This window comes from Clostridium estertheticum subsp. estertheticum (assembly GCF_001877035.1).
Taxonomy (GTDB): domain Bacteria; phylum Bacillota; class Clostridia; order Clostridiales; family Clostridiaceae; genus Clostridium_AD; species Clostridium_AD estertheticum.
The window spans coordinates 940,189-958,980 of record NZ_CP015756.1; the positions used below are offsets into that span (position 1 = coordinate 940,189).

General features: G+C 29.6%; 16 protein-coding genes. 11 read left to right on the plus strand and 5 right to left on the minus strand.

All coding sequences use genetic code 11. The features are described from left to right. Position 1: 1 nt before the first annotated feature. Both A7L45_RS04490 and A7L45_RS04495 read left to right on the plus strand, forming a co-directional pair. Positions 2 to 136, plus strand: a complete 135-nt coding sequence (locus A7L45_RS04490) for a cyclic lactone autoinducer peptide (protein ID WP_071611649.1) — start codon at positions 2 to 4, stop codon at positions 134 to 136. Between the two features lie 68 nt (positions 137 to 204). Continuing rightward, positions 205 to 1,908 carry a bifunctional diguanylate cyclase/phosphohydrolase gene (locus A7L45_RS04495; protein ID WP_071611650.1) on the plus strand — a complete coding sequence of 568 codons (1,704 nt, stop codon included), beginning with the start codon at positions 205 to 207 and terminating at the stop codon, positions 1,906 to 1,908. A gap of 79 nt (positions 1,909 to 1,987) precedes the next feature. Here the strand turns inward: A7L45_RS04495 and A7L45_RS04500 are convergent, their stop codons facing one another. Continuing rightward, complete coding sequence (locus A7L45_RS04500) at positions 1,988 to 2,641, minus strand: YARHG domain-containing protein (protein WP_071611651.1); 654 nt, start codon at positions 2,639 to 2,641, stop codon at positions 1,988 to 1,990. 146 nt (positions 2,642 to 2,787) lie between these two features. Here A7L45_RS04500 and A7L45_RS04505 point away from each other — a divergent pair, with 146 nt between their 5' ends. Next, positions 2,788 to 3,954: an AI-2E family transporter gene (locus A7L45_RS04505; protein ID WP_084647353.1), complete on the plus strand. Its 1,167-nt coding sequence runs from the start codon at positions 2,788 to 2,790 to the stop codon at positions 3,952 to 3,954. A gap of 198 nt (positions 3,955 to 4,152) precedes the next feature. Here A7L45_RS04505 and A7L45_RS04510 read toward each other — a convergent pair whose 3' ends face one another. Next, positions 4,153 to 4,842, minus strand: a complete 690-nt coding sequence (locus A7L45_RS04510; protein WP_071611653.1) for a ferric reductase-like transmembrane domain-containing protein — start codon at positions 4,840 to 4,842, stop codon at positions 4,153 to 4,155. Positions 4,843 to 5,026: 184 nt separating this feature from the next. Then, a complete protein-coding gene (locus tag A7L45_RS04515; RefSeq protein WP_071611654.1) occupies positions 5,027 to 5,341 on the minus strand; it encodes a winged helix-turn-helix transcriptional regulator in 315 nt (104 codons plus the stop codon). Positions 5,342 to 5,539: 198 nt separating this feature from the next. On the opposite strand from A7L45_RS04515, the gene A7L45_RS04520 reads away from it, so the two are divergent. Then, positions 5,540 to 6,175: an FMN-dependent NADH-azoreductase gene (locus A7L45_RS04520; protein WP_071611655.1), complete on the plus strand. Its 636-nt coding sequence runs from the start codon at positions 5,540 to 5,542 to the stop codon at positions 6,173 to 6,175. 167 nt (positions 6,176 to 6,342) lie between these two features. Next, on the plus strand, positions 6,343 to 8,808 hold the full coding sequence (locus tag A7L45_RS04525; protein ID WP_071611656.1) for an EAL domain-containing protein: 2,466 nt from the start codon (positions 6,343 to 6,345) through the stop codon (positions 8,806 to 8,808). An 88-nt stretch (positions 8,809 to 8,896) separates the two neighbouring features. On the opposite strand, the gene A7L45_RS04530 is transcribed toward A7L45_RS04525, so the two are convergent. Together A7L45_RS04530 and pgmB are read right to left on the minus strand one after the other, a co-directional pair. Then, on the minus strand, positions 8,897 to 11,206 hold the full coding sequence (locus tag A7L45_RS04530; protein WP_071611657.1) for a family 65 glycosyl hydrolase domain-containing protein: 2,310 nt from the start codon (positions 11,204 to 11,206) through the stop codon (positions 8,897 to 8,899). Between the two features lie 26 nt (positions 11,207 to 11,232). Continuing rightward, positions 11,233 to 11,889: a beta-phosphoglucomutase gene (pgmB, locus tag A7L45_RS04535; RefSeq protein ID WP_071611658.1), complete on the minus strand. Its 657-nt coding sequence runs from the start codon at positions 11,887 to 11,889 to the stop codon at positions 11,233 to 11,235. A gap of 257 nt (positions 11,890 to 12,146) precedes the next feature. Between pgmB and A7L45_RS04540 the strand changes: the two genes are divergently transcribed. The 6 genes from A7L45_RS04540 (at position 12,147) to A7L45_RS04565 (ending at position 18,720) form a co-directional block, all read left to right on the plus strand. After that, positions 12,147 to 13,166, plus strand: a complete 1,020-nt coding sequence (locus A7L45_RS04540; protein ID WP_071611659.1) for a LacI family DNA-binding transcriptional regulator — start codon at positions 12,147 to 12,149, stop codon at positions 13,164 to 13,166. Then, complete coding sequence (locus tag A7L45_RS04545) at positions 13,166 to 14,197, plus strand: FIST signal transduction protein (protein WP_071611660.1); 1,032 nt, start codon at positions 13,166 to 13,168, stop codon at positions 14,195 to 14,197. Before A7L45_RS04540 ends, A7L45_RS04545 begins: the two co-directional genes overlap by 1 nt. A gap of 16 nt (positions 14,198 to 14,213) precedes the next feature. After that, a complete protein-coding gene (locus A7L45_RS04550; protein WP_071611661.1) occupies positions 14,214 to 15,203 on the plus strand; it encodes a methyl-accepting chemotaxis protein in 990 nt (329 codons plus the stop codon). A gap of 383 nt (positions 15,204 to 15,586) precedes the next feature. After that, the gene (locus A7L45_RS04555; RefSeq protein WP_071611662.1) at positions 15,587 to 16,858 is read left to right on the plus strand and encodes a sugar ABC transporter substrate-binding protein; all 1,272 of its coding nucleotides are present in this window, start codon (positions 15,587 to 15,589) and stop codon (positions 16,856 to 16,858) included. A 57-nt stretch (positions 16,859 to 16,915) separates the two neighbouring features. Next, on the plus strand, positions 16,916 to 17,845 hold the full coding sequence (locus A7L45_RS04560) for a carbohydrate ABC transporter permease (protein WP_084647354.1): 930 nt from the start codon (positions 16,916 to 16,918) through the stop codon (positions 17,843 to 17,845). 11 nt (positions 17,846 to 17,856) lie between these two features. Beyond that, positions 17,857 to 18,720: a sugar ABC transporter permease gene (locus A7L45_RS04565; protein WP_071611663.1), complete on the plus strand. Its 864-nt coding sequence runs from the start codon at positions 17,857 to 17,859 to the stop codon at positions 18,718 to 18,720. Positions 18,721 to 18,792: the final 72 nt, after the last annotated feature.

The window sequence follows — 18,792 nt, forward strand, 5'->3', positions numbered from 1 at the left end:
AATGAAATTCTTAAAGAAACACTTATTCTCTTTAATTGCAGTAGCAACTACACTTGCTGCAACTTCTGTGGCTTCTTCTGCATGCTATTTTTCTTGTTATCAGCCTGAAGAACCAAAATGCCTAAGAAAAAAATAATAAATAAAAAAGGTCAGTTTACTGACCTTTTTTATTTATTATAATGAATTTGATGAGGTAGTGATAGTATGGATCATTTAAAAGAAAACAAACAAAAAAAAATTCAAGAAATAGTGTCAATAGTAAAATTAGCTGCTTTATTGTTTTCAGGAATAGTACTTCTAAGATATTTTTTTAAGGGTAATACCATAGCAGAAGTCACCGTAGATACTAATTATAATTTTATTTCATTTTTCGTAGTTATATTAATATTATTGTCGGTATATTTTATGTGGTCAATGGCGACTGTTGAAAAAATAGATTTTAAATATATTAACATTGTACAAATCATAGAAAACCTTGCGTTTATTCTGTTTTTTATTATTGTTATATTTTATTCAGGTAAAAGTACAAGTGATTATAAATTTCTATTTTTATTTATTATAATAACTTCAACGCTGCAACAAGGTATGAACCAAGGTATGTTAGTGGCAAGCATTTCTTCAATTTTTATATTATCATTAGATCTTGTTATGGGTGCACCTAATGTACAAGTTAATCAGTTTTTTGAGAATGATTTAATTTTAGCTGGAGTTTTTATACTTACCGCATGGCCATTGGGGTTTTATGTGAGAATAGAAAATGAACATATAAAAAAGCTCGAGGGATTAGCAAATGAGGATGGGCTCACAGGGCTTTATAATCATAGATTTTTTTATGATGCATTAGAGGGAATAATGAAAACTAGTGAAAAAGAGAATGATTTTGTCGCGATGATTTTAATAGATATAGATTATTTTAAAATTTATAATGATATGAATGGACATCAAATGGGTGATGAAGCACTTAAGTCAGTTGGTTTTATATTGAAAAATAGTTTTAGAAAAAGTGATGTAGTTGCGAGATATGGAGGAGAAGAATTTGCTGTAGTCCTTCCAAATACTTCTGAGGAAGATGCAATTAAGCTAGCAGAAAAATCAAGAAAAAAGATAGAAGCAACCTATTTTAGTGGTGAGGAAAATCAGCCAAATGGTAAATTGACTGTCTCAATAGGAACATCAATTTATCCAAGTAAAGCTAAAAATGCTATTGAACTTTTTAAAAGTGCGGATGATGCGCTTTATAGAGCTAAGTTTTTTGATAAAAATAGAGTTGAAAGTTATACTTCTATAGTTGAAGAATTAAAAATTGATACAGAAGGTGAACATATAGATATTATTACATCAATAAAAACTCTTATAAGTGTTATTAATGCTAAGGATAAATATACATATGGGCATGTCGAAAGGGTAGTTATTTATAGTAGGTTACTCGCTGATAAACTTAAAGTAAGTGAAAAAAATAAAAAGGAATTAATATATGGCGCTTATATGCATGACATTGGAAAAATAAATATTCCAAAGGAAATATTAAATAAAAATATGCCATTAACCCCAGATGAATGGGAAATAATGAAACAACATTCAGTAAATGGAGTAGAGATTATAAAATCTGTTGAATCACTTAAGGAAATTGCTCCTCTAATATTATATCACCATGAAAGATACGATGGTAATGGATACCCAGATAATTTAAAAGGAAAAGAGATACCTTACCTTGTGAGGATGTTGACAGTAGTAGATTGTTTTGATGCTATGACGTCTTCTAGACCTTATAATATAAGAAAAACTTATAAAGAAGCTATTGAAGAGCTTAAAAGATGTAGTGGTAAGCAGTTTGATAAAGAAATTGTGGATTCTTTTATTGAAGTTATTAGGGAGAATGAAAATCGGATTGGTAATGTAGATGATTAAAAGATATTTTTTAACCTATTCTAAAATCACAAGAAGTTCAGAAAATGTGGATAACCTTATCAACATTTCCTGAATTTTGTTATTTGTTTTCATATTTTAATATTAAGTTTACATTATATAATTCTTTTGCATTTAATTCTGAATCAGTTCCCTTAAAAAGAGAATTTTGTTTATACCAAGACTTATTATTGAAATAGCTCTTAAAAGGTTCACTTTTAAATACAAAACCATGTCTTGCAAAGATTTCATTTCTAGCTAAAGATAAATCTCCTTTTACTAATTTAGATACATCAGATTCTAAAAGATTTTCACTACTGCTTTTAGAAAAAATATAAGAATCAGTTTTATTTGCAGATGTAGTAGCTTGAGATTTTGTATTAGAGGTTTTATTACTAGGAATAGCTTCGTTTTTTATAGAAGTTGTGTCTGAAGCTTTAGTAGTTGTGGGTGAAAATTTAGAAACTGAAATATAATAGCTAATACATCCTATTGATAATACTCCAATTACAACAGCAATTATAATAAATTTTTTAGTATTATTAGGTTGATTTTTGATGCTTGCCATTGAAGTAGTCATTTCATTTGAAGCATTGATTCCTTTTAAAGTAGTGGCGAGTGGTATAGTTGAAATATTTTTAGGATTTATTATACTTTGTTTTGTGTTTTTATTACCACATTTAAAGCAAAAATTGGCGCCATCTTTTATCTCAGAACCACATTTAGAACAATACATAAATCACCGTCTCCTCTTTAAGCTTTATAATAGACATTATACTAAAATAAATGTGGATTTTAAAGGTTTAAAATAAAAACAATGAATTTATGACGAATTTATGCTAAAGTTATAAAGTAAGTAGCTATAGAAGAAAGGGGATAAAAATGAAAATAGATAAAAAATTATTACAATACTGTTTATATGCCTCGGGTACAGTGCTTTTAATTTACATTGGTATAACAATTTTTAATGATATAGGTGCTATATTTTCTTTTTTATCAAGCTTTATAGGGAAAATTATTGGACTTGTAAAACCACTTCTTATGGCATTAGTAATTGTGTACTTGTTCAAGCCAGGTGTGAAAACTATTGAAAATTTCTTGCAAAAGAGAAATATATTTAAACGAGCTGCTCCTAGAAGATTAGTAGGAATTTTAGCAATTTATTTATTAGTAATAGCTGGTATCGCCGCTCTTATTAGTGGAATATACATTATGATTGGTGGAAAGCTTTCTAATAATATAACTATAAGTAATATGACAGAATATCTTACTAAATATTTAAATAACCCAGCATTGTCAGTTAGTTCAATCACTGAGAAATTACAAAACTCAAATATCTCAATGCTAGGAAATCTAAATGATAAAATAACTAAAATTGTAGGTTATGTTCAGACATATTTTACGACAAGTATAGGAGTAATGACAGATTCTGTTTTATCTATAGGTGGCAATATAGCTTCATTTTTTATAGCTTTAGTATTGAGTATATATTTAATACAAGACTCTGAATATTTTATGGACTTATGGGAAAAAACTTTTAATCTAATATTTGGGAAAAGTAAAGTAGGAAATAAATTAAAAGAAATTTTATCAATTATAGATATTACTTTTTATAAATATATAAGAGGTCAATTATTAGAGGCCTGCATTGTAGGGGTTTTATCAGCTATCGTATTGTATTTCGTTGGAATAGATTATGCTTTAATAATAGGAATTATTGCAGGTATTTGTAATATGATACCATATATAGGCCCTGTCGTTGGAACTATTCTCGCAGTAATTATTGCGTTACTGAGTGGACAACCTATTAGAGCAGTATGGGCAGTTGTTGGCATGATTGTAGTCCAGGAGGTGGATAATAAATTACTTGCACCGAAAATTGTTGGAGACAGTGTGGGACTACATCCAGTATTTACTATGCTTGCAATTATAATAGGCGGAAGTGTATGGGGACTAATAGGTATGATGATAGCGGTACCAGTTGCTGCTTGTTTTAAAGTATTAATTAGCAAATGGTACACCTATCATATGGAGAAAACTAATAACTAAAGATAATATTTAGTTATTAGTTTTTAATATTACAGCTCCGTAGGAGATAACTTAACTAGCAATTTTTGATTTAGATTGTCTATTAGTTTTTGATTTAATGACATTTCAGAAGGAAAGTCTCCCATTTCTATAAGTGGGAGTTACATACATTAAAAAATAGAAAGTTTTAGCGGGGGGATAAATCTCCTTCTGAAGTCATTAATATTTCAGCTCCGCAGGAGATGATTTAATCAACTTTAAAATTGTGTATGTACCAAATATAATTGTGTAACTACTTAATTTTAACAGATCAATTTCTTTTTCATTTAACATTATAATCAGGATATGTACGTACACTAGAAAGTAAAATATGTATGCTCGTTTTTGCAATTTTCGCCACTTCCCACTTTGCATTTTGCGTCTGATCTTTTTAAATGAGGTAATAAATAAGGGAATCATTATAACAAATGCTATAATCCCAACAATAATATAAGCTATATATAATTTTGGTATTACACCTGTGCTAAACATTTTTGGAAGTTTAAGTACTATAAAACGAACAAAGTAAATAAGAGCATGAGGTATTATAAAGATAGAGGCTATAATCGCGAGTTCCGCCCTTATGCTTAGGAGTTTCCTTGTTATTTTCCATTTAGGATTTAGAGCACCTGCAAACATTACTAAAATGAAAAATGCTATGGAAATATAACCTCTTATAAATATTTTTTCTAGGAAGAGAGGGAATCCATAAATTTTGACATCTGAAGTTATTCTAAGAACTTCATAAACAGTAGTAATGATTCCAATAAATATGGAGATTAAATAATAAGTCCAATAATTTTTTTTGATGTTTGATGTAAAAAAGAACGATAATAGTAAAACAAAAATTAAAGAATAGATAAAAATCATGTGAAAACTCCTCTGTTAACTTCTTATTTGATAATGATTATCAAAACCATTTTACTTTATTAATTTCATGAAGTCAATAATAAATTATATTTTTTAGATAAAATTGTTAATAAAATGATATGTTTACTATGTTTGATAAAAAATAAATATACCCTCTAATTTTTTAGAGGGTATATAAAAATAATTATTTATCGGGCCATTTCTCTGCCCATTTTTGGATTTCATCCATAGTTTTTTCTAAGTCTTTGCCTTTCTCGGTAAGTCCATATTCTATACGTACAGGCATTTCGGGGTAAACACTACGAGTAACAATGCCTAGTTCTTCTAATTCTTTAAACCTTTCTGTAAGTACACGAGAACTTAGAGCTGGAATAATCTCTTGTAGCTCTGAAAATCTTTTTGAACCACTTAATAAGGAACGTATAATTAATCCAGTCCATCGTTTTCCTAAAATTTGAAAAGCCGCTTCAAATCTTGGACATAAATGAAACTTATCCATACTAAATCATCTCCTATAATTATTTTAACATACTTACTTGACAAAAGTAAGTATATTAATGTATTATAACAACATAAAGTAATTCAATTACAAAAAGTACACAAGTTACTTTATGTAACAAAAGATTAGAGCATATAAAATTAATATTAATTATTTAAATTTAAAAATATATTAAAGAGTGAAAAGGGGAATGTAAAAATGTCAAAAATATTATATATAACTGCAAATCCAAAAACTAAGGAAAATTCGTTTAGTTTAGCTGTAGGATATGAATTTTTAGAAACTTATAAAAAATCTAATCCATCTGATGAAATAATAACTTTAGATTTATATAAAACAGAGGTTCCATTTATTGATGAAGTAGTATTTAGTGCTTGGGGAAAACTTGGAGCAGGAGTTACATTTGAAAAGTTAGATAAAGGAGAGCAGAATAAAGTGGTTGCTATGAATAATTTATTAGACCAGTTTATAGCTGCTGATAAATATGTATTTGTTACACCACTTTGGAATTTTACAATACCTCCAATGATGAAAGCGTATTTAGATAATATATGTATAGTTAATAAGACATTTAAATACACACAAAATGGACCAGTTGGACTTTTAACTGATAAAAAAGCAGTTCATATTCAGGCTAGAGGAGGCGTTTATTCTGTTGGACTCGCTGCTGATCTTGAATTAGGAGACAGATATATAAATACAATATTAAATTTTATTGGGATTACAGATAAACAATCAATTATTGTAGAAGGTATGAATTCGGCTCCAGATAAAGCAGATGAAATAAAGAAAAATGCTATAAACGAAGCAAGGAAAGTAGCACAGAAATTTTAATATCTAATTATAATTGTTTTATTAATTAATACGACAAAGCTCCCTTTCTTAAATCAAAGAAGGGGAGTTTTGTCGAGTTAAAAAGATAAGTATAGATAAAATTTGTAAGTATTATGGTATACTTTATAAATGAATTAGAAACAGGAATAACTGGGGGAGAATAATACATGGCTATATTAACAATTTTATATTTTTTATGTGGAATTACATATGTGATTTTGGGTATTATTACATTTTTAAATGATTCAAAAAATGAATTAAATAAACTATTTTCTGTAATGGCCATAAATTTGGCATTATGGTCGTTTATGTTCTTCTTGATGAATGGTTCAAGGAATGCTAAAGCTGCAAGTGATTTTTATTTATATGCTACATTTTTTTGGTCTATTTTTTATTGTTTATTTTTAAATTTTATAATTATTTTAACTAATAAAGGCGCTTTTTTTAAAAAGAAATTCGCTTATATAATTTTATATTTGCCAGCATTAATATCTATTTATCTTTATGTTTTCCATACAGAAACATCGCAAAACTTTGTTGAGACAAATTTAGGTTGGGCTTATATATCATCAAAAAATAAGGGATTTATTTGGTCGAATTTTTTCAATATATATTGGTTTTCTTATATAATTTCAGTTATATTCTTATTATTTAAATGGTGGAGGAATTCAAAAATAGTAAGGGAGATAAAACAGGCAAAACTTATATTGGTAACAACTTTTATTGCAGCTGTTGCAGGTGGGATTACAGATAGTCTAATTCCAATGATTAGAAGGCCAGTTATGCCGTGTATTGGTATTATATTTATTGTAATACCTGTAATTGGAGTATGGTATTCTATTAAAAAATACAAATTAATGGACCTTAATCCTGAAAATTTTGCTCTAGAGGTTTTGAAAATAATGAGTGAAGGGTTAATTATTGCAAATCATGAGGGTATTATAAAAGATATTAATAAAGGGGCGCTTGAATTATTAGGTTATGATAAAAGTATGATAATTAATAAACCTATAAACTATTTATTCACAGATAAGATAGAATTATCTAAATTAACAAACTGTAGTAGTTTTGAAATTGAAGTTTTACAAAGTAACAATAATAAATTATCAATACTTTTGTCTTCTTCAGTATTAAAGGATGAGTGGGGAGATTCACTGGGGATTGTTTGCATTTTTCAGGATATATCTGAAATTAAACATGTTCAGCAAAAACTGAAGAAATCATATGATGAACTTGAAATTAAGGTGGGGGAGAGAACTAGGGAGTTAAGTAGTTCTAATGAAGAACTCGAGTGTGAAATAAGTTCACGTATAGATATGGAATTTAAAATTAAAAAATTAGCATATTATGATTTCTTAACGGGGTTACCAAATAGAACATTATTTATTGATAGATTAAATCAGGAAATTTTTAATGCGGCTCTAAGTAAAAGTTTCCTAGGGGTATTATTCCTTGATTTAGATTCCTTTAAAAGGATAAATGACACAATGGGACATGCAAAAGGTGATGAGCTTTTAAAAATGGTCTCAAAGAGGTTAATAAATACAATGTTGGAAAGTGATACAGTTTGTAGAGTTGGAGGAGATGAATTTCTTATTCTGATTCAAAATATAAAAAACAACGAAGAGATTAAAGCTGTATCAGAAAAAATACTTGCTGATCTTAAAAAACCTTTTATAATAGATAATACTGATTTATATATAACTACTAGTATTGGTGGGTCCATTTATCCAATGGATGGTAGTGATGTAGAAACATTAATAAAAAATGCTGATATCGCAATGTATAAGGCAAAAGAAAAAGGTAGGAACAAATTTGAGCTTTGTACTGAAATTATTAAGGAAAGTTTAGTTGAAGAGATGAAGTTAACAAAGAGTTTATTTGGGGCAATAGAGAGAAATGAACTAGAACTATTTTATCAACCACAAATTAGTTTAATAACAGGTAAAATAATTGGTCTAGAAGCCTTAATAAGGTGGAACAATACAGAACTAGGAATGGTAAATCCAATAGATTTTATCCATATAGCAGAAAAAACAGGGTTGATATTGCCAATAGGTGAATGGGTACTTAAAACTGCATGTAAACAAAATAAAGAATGGAAAGATAAGGGTATTTTAAATGTACCTATAGCAGTTAATATTTCAGTGAATCAATTTCAAAACACAAAAATAATTGAAGATATTATCACAATTTTAAAGGAAACAGGGTTAGACCCAAATGATTTGGAAATAGAAATAACAGAAAATATAATAATGAAAGAGACAGAGTACATCATTGAATCTTTAAAGCAATTAAAACAACTTGGGATAAAAATTGCAATAGATGATTTTGGTACAGAATATTCTTCTTTAAATTATATTAAACAATTACCAGTTGATAAAATTAAGATAGATATTTCTTTTGTTAGAGGTATAAATATAAACAATAAAGATGAAGCAATAATTAAGGTTATAATTGCATTAGCTAAAAATTTAGAATTAAAGGTAATTGCTGAAGGGGTAGAGACAAAGGATCAGATTGAATTTTTGAAAAAAGAAGGGTGCGATGAAATACAAGGGTATTACTATTATAGACCGATCCCGGCAAAAAAAATAGAAGAACTAATGGAAAAAATTAACAAATCCCAGTAATCTTATATAGATAAATTTAAGAAAAGGTATAGCAGAACTTTGCTATACCTTTTGTAATATAATTTGTTTTGTAGAAAAGAATTTATATCTATGATAGTTTAACTTCTAATAAGCCATTTCCATTTAAATAATAATCATTTTCATGGACTGATAAGTTTATGGGTATTTCATTCTCGTTTTGTATTTGAAGGGTTTCTTTAGTAAATTTAATATTTAAAAGTGCACCTCTAAACATTATTTTGAAGGAACATGAGCACCAATGATCCGGTATGAATGGGTTTAAAATTAACTTATTATTAATAACTCGAAGCCCTCCAAAACCATGCACTACTGCCATCCAAGTTCCAGCCATGCTAGTTGTATGACAGCCATCTTTTGTGTCATTATTATAATTATCAAGGTCAAGTCTAGATGCCCTTAAATACATATCATAAGCTTTTTCATGATTTCCAATTTTAGCAGCGAGTATTGTATGAATACAAGGAGACAAGGACGACTCATGTACAGTTCTTGGTTCATAGAAATCAAAATTTCTTTTAATTGTAGCCATGTCATATTCCTGCTCAAATAAATAAATACCTTGAAGTACATCAGCTTGTTTTATAAAGCATGAGCGAAGTATTCTATCCCATGACCAGTTTTGATTTATTGGAATATTTTTTTTATCTAGATCTTTGACTAATATTTGCTCTTTATCCATGTAACCATCTTGTTGAAGGAAAATTCCAAGTTCTTCATCAAGAGGATAGTACATGTTCTTAATTATGTTTTTCCAATTAATTATCTCATCATCCTTAAAATTAACCTTTGATTTTAGTTCATCTAATGTTTTACCTTGATGTTCATTTAAAGAATTTATAACATTAAGGGTATACTGCATCGTCCAACAGGCAATTTTATTAGTATACCAATTATTATTTACATTATTTTCATATTCATTAGGTCCAGTAACACCTAAAATTACATATTTATTTTTTTTGCTTGAAAAAGTTGCCCTTTGAGCCCAGAACCTTGATATAGCTATAAGCACCTCAAGACCAAATTCATAAAGGTAAGACTTGTCACCAGTGTAGTTTACGTAATTATATATAGCATAAGCTATGGCTCCATTTCTATGGATTTCTTCAAAAGTTATTTCCCACTCGTTATGGCATTCTTCTCCATTCATTGTAACCATTGGATATAAAGCTGCTCCATCTTTAAAACCTAATTTCTTTGCATTTTCTATGGCTTTGCCTAATTGGTTATATCTATATAATAAAAGATTCTTTGATACTTTTTCCTTTGCTGTACTTAAATAGAAGGGGATGCAGTAAGCTTCAGTATCCCAGTAGGTGCCACCACCATATTTCTCACCAGTGAAACCTTTTGGCCCTATGTTTAGTCTATAATCTTCTCCTGTATAGGTTTGATTTAATTGAAATATATTAAATCGGATGCCTTGCTGAGCAGATACATCACCTTTTATAACTATATCACTTTCTCTCCATTTTTCACTCCAAGACTTAGATTGTTCCTCTAAAAGCATCTCAAATCCATCTTTTTTAGCAATGCTTGCAAGTTCTCTAGTTATTTTAATTAATTCTTGTAATTTATAATACCTTGATGAGCTATTTGCAACATATTTATAAATTACAAGTTCATCATTTTTATAACAATCGACTGAGACAGTATTCGAAACATATTTTTCGCTTTCATTAAGTGTTACAATTGGTTTAATTATTTCACCATTTTTAGTTAGCTGGAAAGTCATGCTTGTACATACGTGGAAATCTAATTTCTTAGTTTTTAACATCACATATGCTTCATATGGTTTAGCTCCTTTTGAAGTCTCATCCCAAAATGTTTCATCATAGTTGGAATCACAGTTCACAACGTTTCCATCAAGGTAAGGTGAAACTTCTAATTTGCCGCTGAAATTTAATAACCTAATAGAATACTTTATAACACCTATCTCACTGCGGGTCATGCTTATAAATCTTTTAGCGTTTACTTCAATCTCATTTCCATTTTCTAGTGTAGCCACAAAACTTCTTTTCAGGTATCCTTCTTTCATATTCAAAACTCTTTTAAATTCACGAACACTGCACTTAGCAAGGTCTAAAGTAATGTCATTAACTTTAATGTTTATTCCGATCCAATTTGTTGAGTTTAAAACCTTAGCAAAATATTCTGGGTATCCATTTTTCCACCAACCAACTCTTGTTTTATCAGGATAGTAAACTCCAGCTATATAGTTTCCGCTAAGAGAATTACCGCTATATGCTTCTTCAAAATTTGCTCGTTGTCCCATAAAACCATTACCTAAGCTGAAAATACTCTCAGATATTTCGTTATTACAAGCATTAAAACCCTTTTCAATAATGTTCCATTCGTCAAGTTCATAATAATGTTTCATTAAAAGCCTCCTTGCTAGTCTCGTAGTTAATCAATTAATAGTTCCAATTTATCAAAAGTCATATCAGAAAATCCCGAAAGGACTAAATTAGCTTTTTTTAGTATATTTTTAGAACCTATACCGATGCAGTACATTCCAGCATTAATTGCAGCATCGATTCCAGACTGGGCATCCTCAAATACAATACACTGACAAGGTGGTGTGTTTAGTGCAAAAGCACCTTTTAAGAAAACTTCAGGATTTGGTTTTGTGCTAGAAACTTTTGTTCCATCAATAATAGCATCAAAATAATCCGTTAATTTTAAGTTTTTAAGGATAAGCATAGAATTCCTACTTGCAGAACCTAAGGCAATTTTTAATCCATTTATTTTAATGCTTTCTAAAAAGTCTATAACTCCAGGTAAAATATCAGCGGGGGTTAGTTTAGAGATATATTCTACATACCAGATATTCTTTTTAGCTGCTAGTTTAATTTTTGCATCATTATCTAATGTAAGGCCACCTATATCCAGTATTATGTCTAGGGAATTCATTCTACTTACGCCTTTTAGTCTCTCGTTGTCTTCTATAGAAAATTCAATGTTTAATTCTTTTGCTAGCCTTTTCCATGCTAAATAATGATATTTAGCAGTAGCAACTAATACGCCATCTAAATCAAATATAATTGCTTTAATGTTTCGCATATAAGTCTCCTTTATTTTTATTTTACTGACATCTATGTTTATATAATAATATAAAATTATAGATTTGTGAATGCGTTTGCACAAAATAATTTTATTTATTTTTTATTAACGTCATTATCGCTGTAATATATATATAATATTATTTTGCTTAGCTACTTTGGAATGTGGTAATATTTGCATGAGTTACCTTGATTAATATCAAAATTAATAATATAATGAGCGTAGAATATTTTTACAAATTGGGAAGTGAGGTTTTCATGTCAGTAACTATAAAAGATGTAGCGAAACTTGCAAATGTATCACCATCAACAGTTTCGAGAGTACTTGCGGATAATCCTAGAATTAGCGATGAAACAAAACAAAGAGTATATAAAGCGATGAAGGAAATGGATTACCATCCTAACGCAATAGCTAGGAGCCTAGTTAGTAAAACAACAAAGACTATAGGACTTATATTACCTAACACTGATGAAGATTTATTTGTTAATCCCTTTTTTATTCAGATTATGAGAGGTATAAGTCATTATGCTCAGAAAAAAGGATATTATATCATGTATACATATAGTAATAACGAAGACCAAGAAGTAGAACACATAACAAGTTTGATAAATAGTAGAAGAGTTGACGGAGTTATTCTTGCTGTAGCTCGAAAGGATGACAAATGCATTGCTTATTTGAAAGAAGCAGATTATCCTTTTGTAGTAATAGGTAAACCAGAAAATGCTGATGGGGTTTTATGGGTTGATAATGATAATTTTCATGCTATGTACAGTGTTGTCAATTATCTTATACAAAAGGGTGAGAGAAAGATTGCATTTATAGGAGGTTCACCTACACTCAATGTAACTATAAATAGATTAGAAGGTTACACAAGAGCTATGGAGAATATCGGAGAAAAACTTGATGAAAATATGGTTCAAGTAGCTGAGTTCACAGAAAACAGTGGGTATGATGCTATGAAAAGAATCTTATGTAAAGGGAGACCTACAGCTGTTGTTACCACTGATGATTTAATAGCTTTTGGTGCATCAAAAGCCATAAGTGAAGTGCCGGGCCAACATATTTCAATTATTGGTTTTAATAATACACCAATTGCAGCCTTTCGAAACCCAACATTATCTTCAGTTGATATCAATTCCGAAAAATTAGGTTATTACGCAGTTAAGCTATTAATAAACAAATTAGAAAATGAGAAGCAAGATATCAATAATTATATTATTGATACAAAATTAGTAGAAAGAGATTCAACAAAAAAATTCATAGGAGGCGAAAATTAATGAACTCTTTTTTATTCTCTACCCCTACAGAAACTCTTGATTATATAGGGTGTCATTCTGATCTTTCATTTATTATTTTTGCAGGTATTCCATTAATTAAAAGCTTATCTACAACTGTGGGAGAAAACGTTATTCTTTGCTCAACTTCGGGTGAGTTTTCCCCTAAAGGATATAAAGACAATGTAATTACGGGTTTTTCATATGATTCAGAGATTACTGAAATTGTTGAAATAATGTATCCACCGGCCAAAAGCCTTAATAAGTTAAAAAAATCATATGAAAAAGTAAAAAATAATCCTAATGCTTTTACTCTATTGTTATGTGATGGTCTAGCTGCTATGGAAGAAAGTATAATTACTACTTTTTATTTTGCAGACCCTAATTTTAAAATTATTGGAGGGAGTGCTGGCGATAATCTTAAATTTGAAAAAACTCTGATTTATATTGGTAAAAAAGAAGTACATAGTGTTGCTGTTTTCTTTGATATGAAAAAACGTACACAGCTAATTAAAGAAAATATTTATATCCCTTCAGGAAAAAAATTATTGGTTACTGATGCAGACCCTATTAAACGTACTGTAAAAACTTTTAATAATAATTTAGCGACTGTAGAATATGCCAAAATGTTAGGAATTAAGGAAGTTGATTTACCTAATCATTTTAAGAACAATCCATTAGGGAAGGTTTCTAAAGATAAAGTTTATATAGCTTCACCTATGAAGGTTAATCCAGATAAGTCAATCGTATTTTATTGCCAAATACTTCCTAATACCTTCGTTGAAGTTTTACAGCCTGCTAATTATAATTCAGTTATGAAGGAAACAGTGAAATCTGCTGTGTTTAAACCTAGTTTTGTTTTATCAATAAATTGTATTCTTCGTTCTTTAATGTTTTTAGATAAAAATTTATGGGGAAATGTAAGTTCGAACCTCTTATCTTTATGTGAAAATCAAACAGGATTTGTTAGTTATGGTGAACAATTCTACCAAAATCACTTTAATCAAACTATGGTACTTTTACTAGTAGAATAATAGGAGGCATAATAACATGGTATTAAAATTTAAAAATAAAAATGGGAGCACAAATAAACAAGTTCAACCATGTCCTTTAATAAATGAATCTAATTCTAAATCATCAAAGTTCGAAAATTTAGAAGAAATTTTTGAACTAGCGGACCAAACTAATATACAAATTCATAATTTACTCAAAGAAGAAGGCACAATTACTTTCGGTTTTTCTGATCTTCTAAATGGTACTGGACGTACAACAAACCAAATTGAAGAAGTAGAAGATTATTTAAAATTATTATCCAAAAATGCATATGATACCCAAAGTCAAGTATCTACAGTTTTTAGTAGTTTAAGCCATTCCTCGGAGGAGGTTAGTTCCGCTAAGTCTGGAATTAACAATTTAGCAAAGGAAATGAATAATGTATCTACAGTATTTGAAAGTTTATTAAACCTTTTTAGCCAAATGCAAAGCCAATATACTAATATTAACAATTTTGCAACAATTATTACGAGTATTGCCAGTCAAACCAATCTTCTTTCATTGAATGCTGCAATTGAAGCTGCTCGAGCAGGGGAAGCTGGGCGGGGTTTTTCTGTTGTAGCAAATGAGATTAAAAAATTATCCCAGTCCACTAAAAATAGTGCAACAGATATAATGGATGCATTAAAAAACATGGATGTTATTATGGGCTCATTAAACAACAAATCTGTTGAGGGCAAAACAGTTATGACAAATACACTCCAGAATATTGATAAGTCTATTAGTCTTTTGGATAATATTGTAATAGCTGAAGATGGTGTTCATGGACGTATGCAAGAAGTTGAAGAATCACAAAATTTAAACATTCAAAAAATAGAGCAAATAAGTAAAAATTTGACTAATGTTAGCGAGCGTTCTAAAACTGAAGGAGAATATCTTGAAAAACTTATCTCATCAGTTCAAATAAAGTCAGATTACTATCTTCTAATTTTGAATCACTTAAATCAAATCAGTATTTTTAGTGAGCAAAATGAAAGTAACCATTAAATCTCCTTATAAAATGTCGTTAAGTAGATATTATACATATAAATAATTAATCAAATTGGACAAAAATATAATACATACTTGTATAATATTCATTATTATATAAGTATGTATATATTTTTTATCATTTTATGCATTCGTTTGCGCGAGAAAATAGGAAGCAATAATAATTCTGTTGAGCATGGTAAATTAGAACTTTAAAATAAAATAATTATTTTGAAAATTCGGTTTGACATATAAAGCAATTAATAGTAAAATAAATCTAGGCAAACGGTTGCATAAATAATTACAAACGGTTTCAAACTCTTTATAAATTATAATTCATTTATAAAGTATCTAAGTAATTCCTGAATTTTTATTTTCACAAATTTTAGGGGGGTAAAGAAATGAAAAAGATTAAATCAATTTTGGCTATTGCAATGATATCGACATTAGTAGTAGGAACACTTGCAGGGTGTGGTAGTAAGGCGGCTGATAAAGCATCATCAGTAGATTCAAGTAAGCCGGTAAGTTTGGCTTTTTGGGAACAGGATGATGCGAGCGCACAAAAGACACTTGATAAATTAATTACTGATTTTCACACTGCAAACCCTACTATAACAGTTAAAAGAACACATTATGAGACTGAAGATTTAAGAAAAAATTTCTCAACAGCATCACTAGGTACAACAGGACCTGATATTGTATTATCACCAAACGATAATCTTGGGGTATTTGTTCCAGGTAGTTTAGTACAACCTATTGATACTATTGTCGGAGCAGATTTTATGAAAACATTAGACACTAAAACATTAGAAGCTGGCAAGTTTACAGGAAAACAATATATGATTCCAGATAGAAATGGTAATGAAGTTTTGGTTTCTTACAATAAAAAGCTAGTGAAAACTCCACCTAAAACTTTTGAGGAATTAGAAGCAATTGGATTAAAACTTAAAAAAGAAGGTAAAGTTGATTATGGCTTAGTATTTAATGAAGTTGAACCATTTTTCTCAATTGGATTCTTAGGGGCTTATGGTGGTAAGGTATTTGACGATGTTAATGCTACTTCACCTAAACCAACACTAAATACACCAGCTGTTACTCAGTGGATGACTTTCATGAAAAAAATACACAGCGAAGGTCTAATTCCTAAAGAATCTGATGCAACAATTGCTGACAACTTATTTAAAGGTGGAAAAGCAGCATTTATAATCAACGGACCATGGGGGTTTGCAGATTATAAGAAAGCCGGAATTGATTTAGGAATAATGTCAATACCTACGATAAATGGTAAATCTCCAGCACCTTATTCTGCTGTTAAAGGATACACAGTATCAGCAGGAGTAAAGGATACAAATAAACTAGCTGCAGTTAAGAAGTTCCTTATGTTTGTAAACTCGAAGGATGCACAGTTAAATATGGTTGATGCACATCAACAAATTCCTACTAATCTTGAGGCTATAAAAGATGCTAAGATTACTGGAAACCCATTAATAGTAGGACAAAAGGATCAATTGTCTAAAGCAACACCAATGCCAAATATTACACAAATGAGAGCTATTTGGGATGCTATTAAACCAGTTCAGCAAGATGTATTGTCAGGAAAAACAAAACCTGAGGATGCAGGAGCAATTATGCAAAAAAAAGCTGTTGAAGGAATTAAAGCTTTAGGTTTATAAAATATATTTATAAAAGGGGAGAAATCCTCTTTTATTTTAAAGAAAGGAGGGTTCAAAATGATGCAAACTGTTAAAAAAACAAAAAAGAAAAAAGGTAATGTTAGTTTAGGGATAGGACAAGGTAAGATGACACCTTTCTTTTTTTTAGCACCAGCTGTTATAGTCTTATTAGTTGTTGTTGCTTATCCGCTTATATATGAAATTATAATTTCATTTAAAAATGTAACTTTGCTAAATTTAAAAAGTCAGATTTATCCTTGGATTGGACTCGATAATTACACTAATATACTTTCTGACAGTTTATTTTATTCAACATTGATAAGAACGATATTATGGACGGTTATTAACGTAGTTTTCCATGTTTCCTTTGGATTATTTTTCGCCGTACTTTTAAACAGAAAATTACCAGGTAAAGCATTTATAAGAGTTTTGCTTATTTTGCCTTGGGCAATACCACAATATATTGCTGCAATGACATGGAAAGGTATGTACAACGTTGAATACGGTTCTGTTAATATTATTTTAACGCATATTTTTGGTAATGGGGCAGCTATTCCGTGGTTATCTGTACCAAGTTGGACATTTGTAGGGTGTATAATAACTAATATATGGCTTGGAATCCCTTTTATGATGATGATATCACTTGGTGGACTTTCAAGTATTCCAGAAGAATTATATGAAGCTGCGGATCTTGATGGAGCAACGGGTTTTCAAAAATTCAAAAAAATAACTTTACCACTTTTAAAACCTATACTCACTCCTGCTATAGTACTTGGAACAGTATGGACATTTAATATGGTTAATATAATATATATAATCACGAGTGGTTCAGCTTCAGATGAATCTCAGATTCTTATAACTATGGTGTTTAAGAGAGCGTTCCAATATTTCAGATACGGTCAATCAGCGGCGCTTTCGGTAATTATATTCTTGATTTTGTTAGCGTTTAGTACATTATTTATTAGAGCTCAAAAATCAGAGGATTAGAGGTGAAAGGCATGAAAAGTAATAAACTTGGAGCGAAATTTAACAGAGGGGATTCTCCTTTAAAAATAACTCTAATATATGCAATTTTAATAATTGCATGTATATGCTCACTATATCCAATATTAAATATATTAACAGTGTCATTAAGACCATCAAATGCATTATTTAGTAAATCGTTAAGTATAATTCCACCGAATGCAACGTTTGATAACTTTAAGCAAGCGTTTATACAATATGACATGTTAAATTGGCTCCTTCATAGTTTGATTGTATCAAGTGTTGCTTGCATTTTTAGTGTAATGCTTTCAGTTACTGCTGGATATGCATTTTCTAGATTTAAATTTAGGGGTAAACAAATGGGATTATCTTTGTTATTAGTTACACAGATGTTTCCATTAGCTATGACTTTGTTACCTCTATATTTAATGTTAATTAAGTTTAATATGACAAATAGTTATTTTGCATTGGCAGTAATCTACGTATCTACATCAATTCCATTTAACATTTGGATGATGAAGGGATTCTATGATACCATTCCAAAATCACTTGAGGAGAGTGCTTATGTAGATGGTGCTTCAATATTTAGGTCATTTTATCAGATAATATTACCACTTGCAAAACCAGCTGTTGCATTAACTGCATTATTCTCATTTATGGGAGCTTGGTCTGAGTATATAGTTGCAAGTGTAATCATAAATGAAACAGGGAAATTAACGCTACCAGTTGGGCTTGTAAGTATGCAAGGACAATTCAACACTGCATGGGGTATATATTCTGCTGGTGCTTTAATTACAGCTGTCCCTGTAATGATATTATTCATTTGTTTGTCTAAATATCTTGTTGGTGGGCTTACTGTAGGTAGTGTGAAGGGTTAATATATAAAATATATGAGCTAAAAGTATGGTATTAGTTTAATACCAAAACTTTTAGCTTATTTTTTTACTGTA

Bases quoted from the DNA above. Each gene is read 5' to 3' on its own strand.
- A7L45_RS04545 (WP_071611660.1), top strand. From the start codon at position 13,166: ATGAACTCTTTTTTATTCTCTACCCCTACAGAAACTCTTGATTATATA.
- A7L45_RS04530 (WP_071611657.1), bottom strand. From the start codon at position 11,206: ATGAAACATTATTATGAACTTGACGAATGGAACATTATTGAAAAGGGT.
- A7L45_RS04505 (WP_084647353.1), top strand. From the start codon at position 2,788: ATGAAAATAGATAAAAAATTATTACAATACTGTTTATATGCCTCGGGT.
- pgmB (WP_071611658.1), bottom strand. From the start codon at position 11,889: ATGCGAAACATTAAAGCAATTATATTTGATTTAGATGGCGTATTAGTT.
- A7L45_RS04525 (WP_071611656.1), top strand. From the start codon at position 6,343: ATGGCTATATTAACAATTTTATATTTTTTATGTGGAATTACATATGTG.
- A7L45_RS04495 (WP_071611650.1), top strand. From the start codon at position 205: ATGGATCATTTAAAAGAAAACAAACAAAAAAAAATTCAAGAAATAGTG.
- A7L45_RS04510 (WP_071611653.1), bottom strand. From the start codon at position 4,842: ATGATTTTTATCTATTCTTTAATTTTTGTTTTACTATTATCGTTCTTT.
- A7L45_RS04490 (WP_071611649.1), top strand. From the start codon at position 2: ATGAAATTCTTAAAGAAACACTTATTCTCTTTAATTGCAGTAGCAACT.
- A7L45_RS04565 (WP_071611663.1), top strand. From the start codon at position 17,857: ATGAAAAGTAATAAACTTGGAGCGAAATTTAACAGAGGGGATTCTCCT.
- A7L45_RS04560 (WP_084647354.1), top strand. From the start codon at position 16,916: ATGATGCAAACTGTTAAAAAAACAAAAAAGAAAAAAGGTAATGTTAGT.
- A7L45_RS04555 (WP_071611662.1), top strand. From the start codon at position 15,587: ATGAAAAAGATTAAATCAATTTTGGCTATTGCAATGATATCGACATTA.
- A7L45_RS04515 (WP_071611654.1), bottom strand. From the start codon at position 5,341: ATGGATAAGTTTCATTTATGTCCAAGATTTGAAGCGGCTTTTCAAATT.
- A7L45_RS04520 (WP_071611655.1), top strand. From the start codon at position 5,540: ATGTCAAAAATATTATATATAACTGCAAATCCAAAAACTAAGGAAAAT.
- A7L45_RS04540 (WP_071611659.1), top strand. From the start codon at position 12,147: ATGTCAGTAACTATAAAAGATGTAGCGAAACTTGCAAATGTATCACCA.
- A7L45_RS04550 (WP_071611661.1), top strand. From the start codon at position 14,214: ATGGTATTAAAATTTAAAAATAAAAATGGGAGCACAAATAAACAAGTT.
- A7L45_RS04500 (WP_071611651.1), bottom strand. From the start codon at position 2,641: ATGTATTGTTCTAAATGTGGTTCTGAGATAAAAGATGGCGCCAATTTT.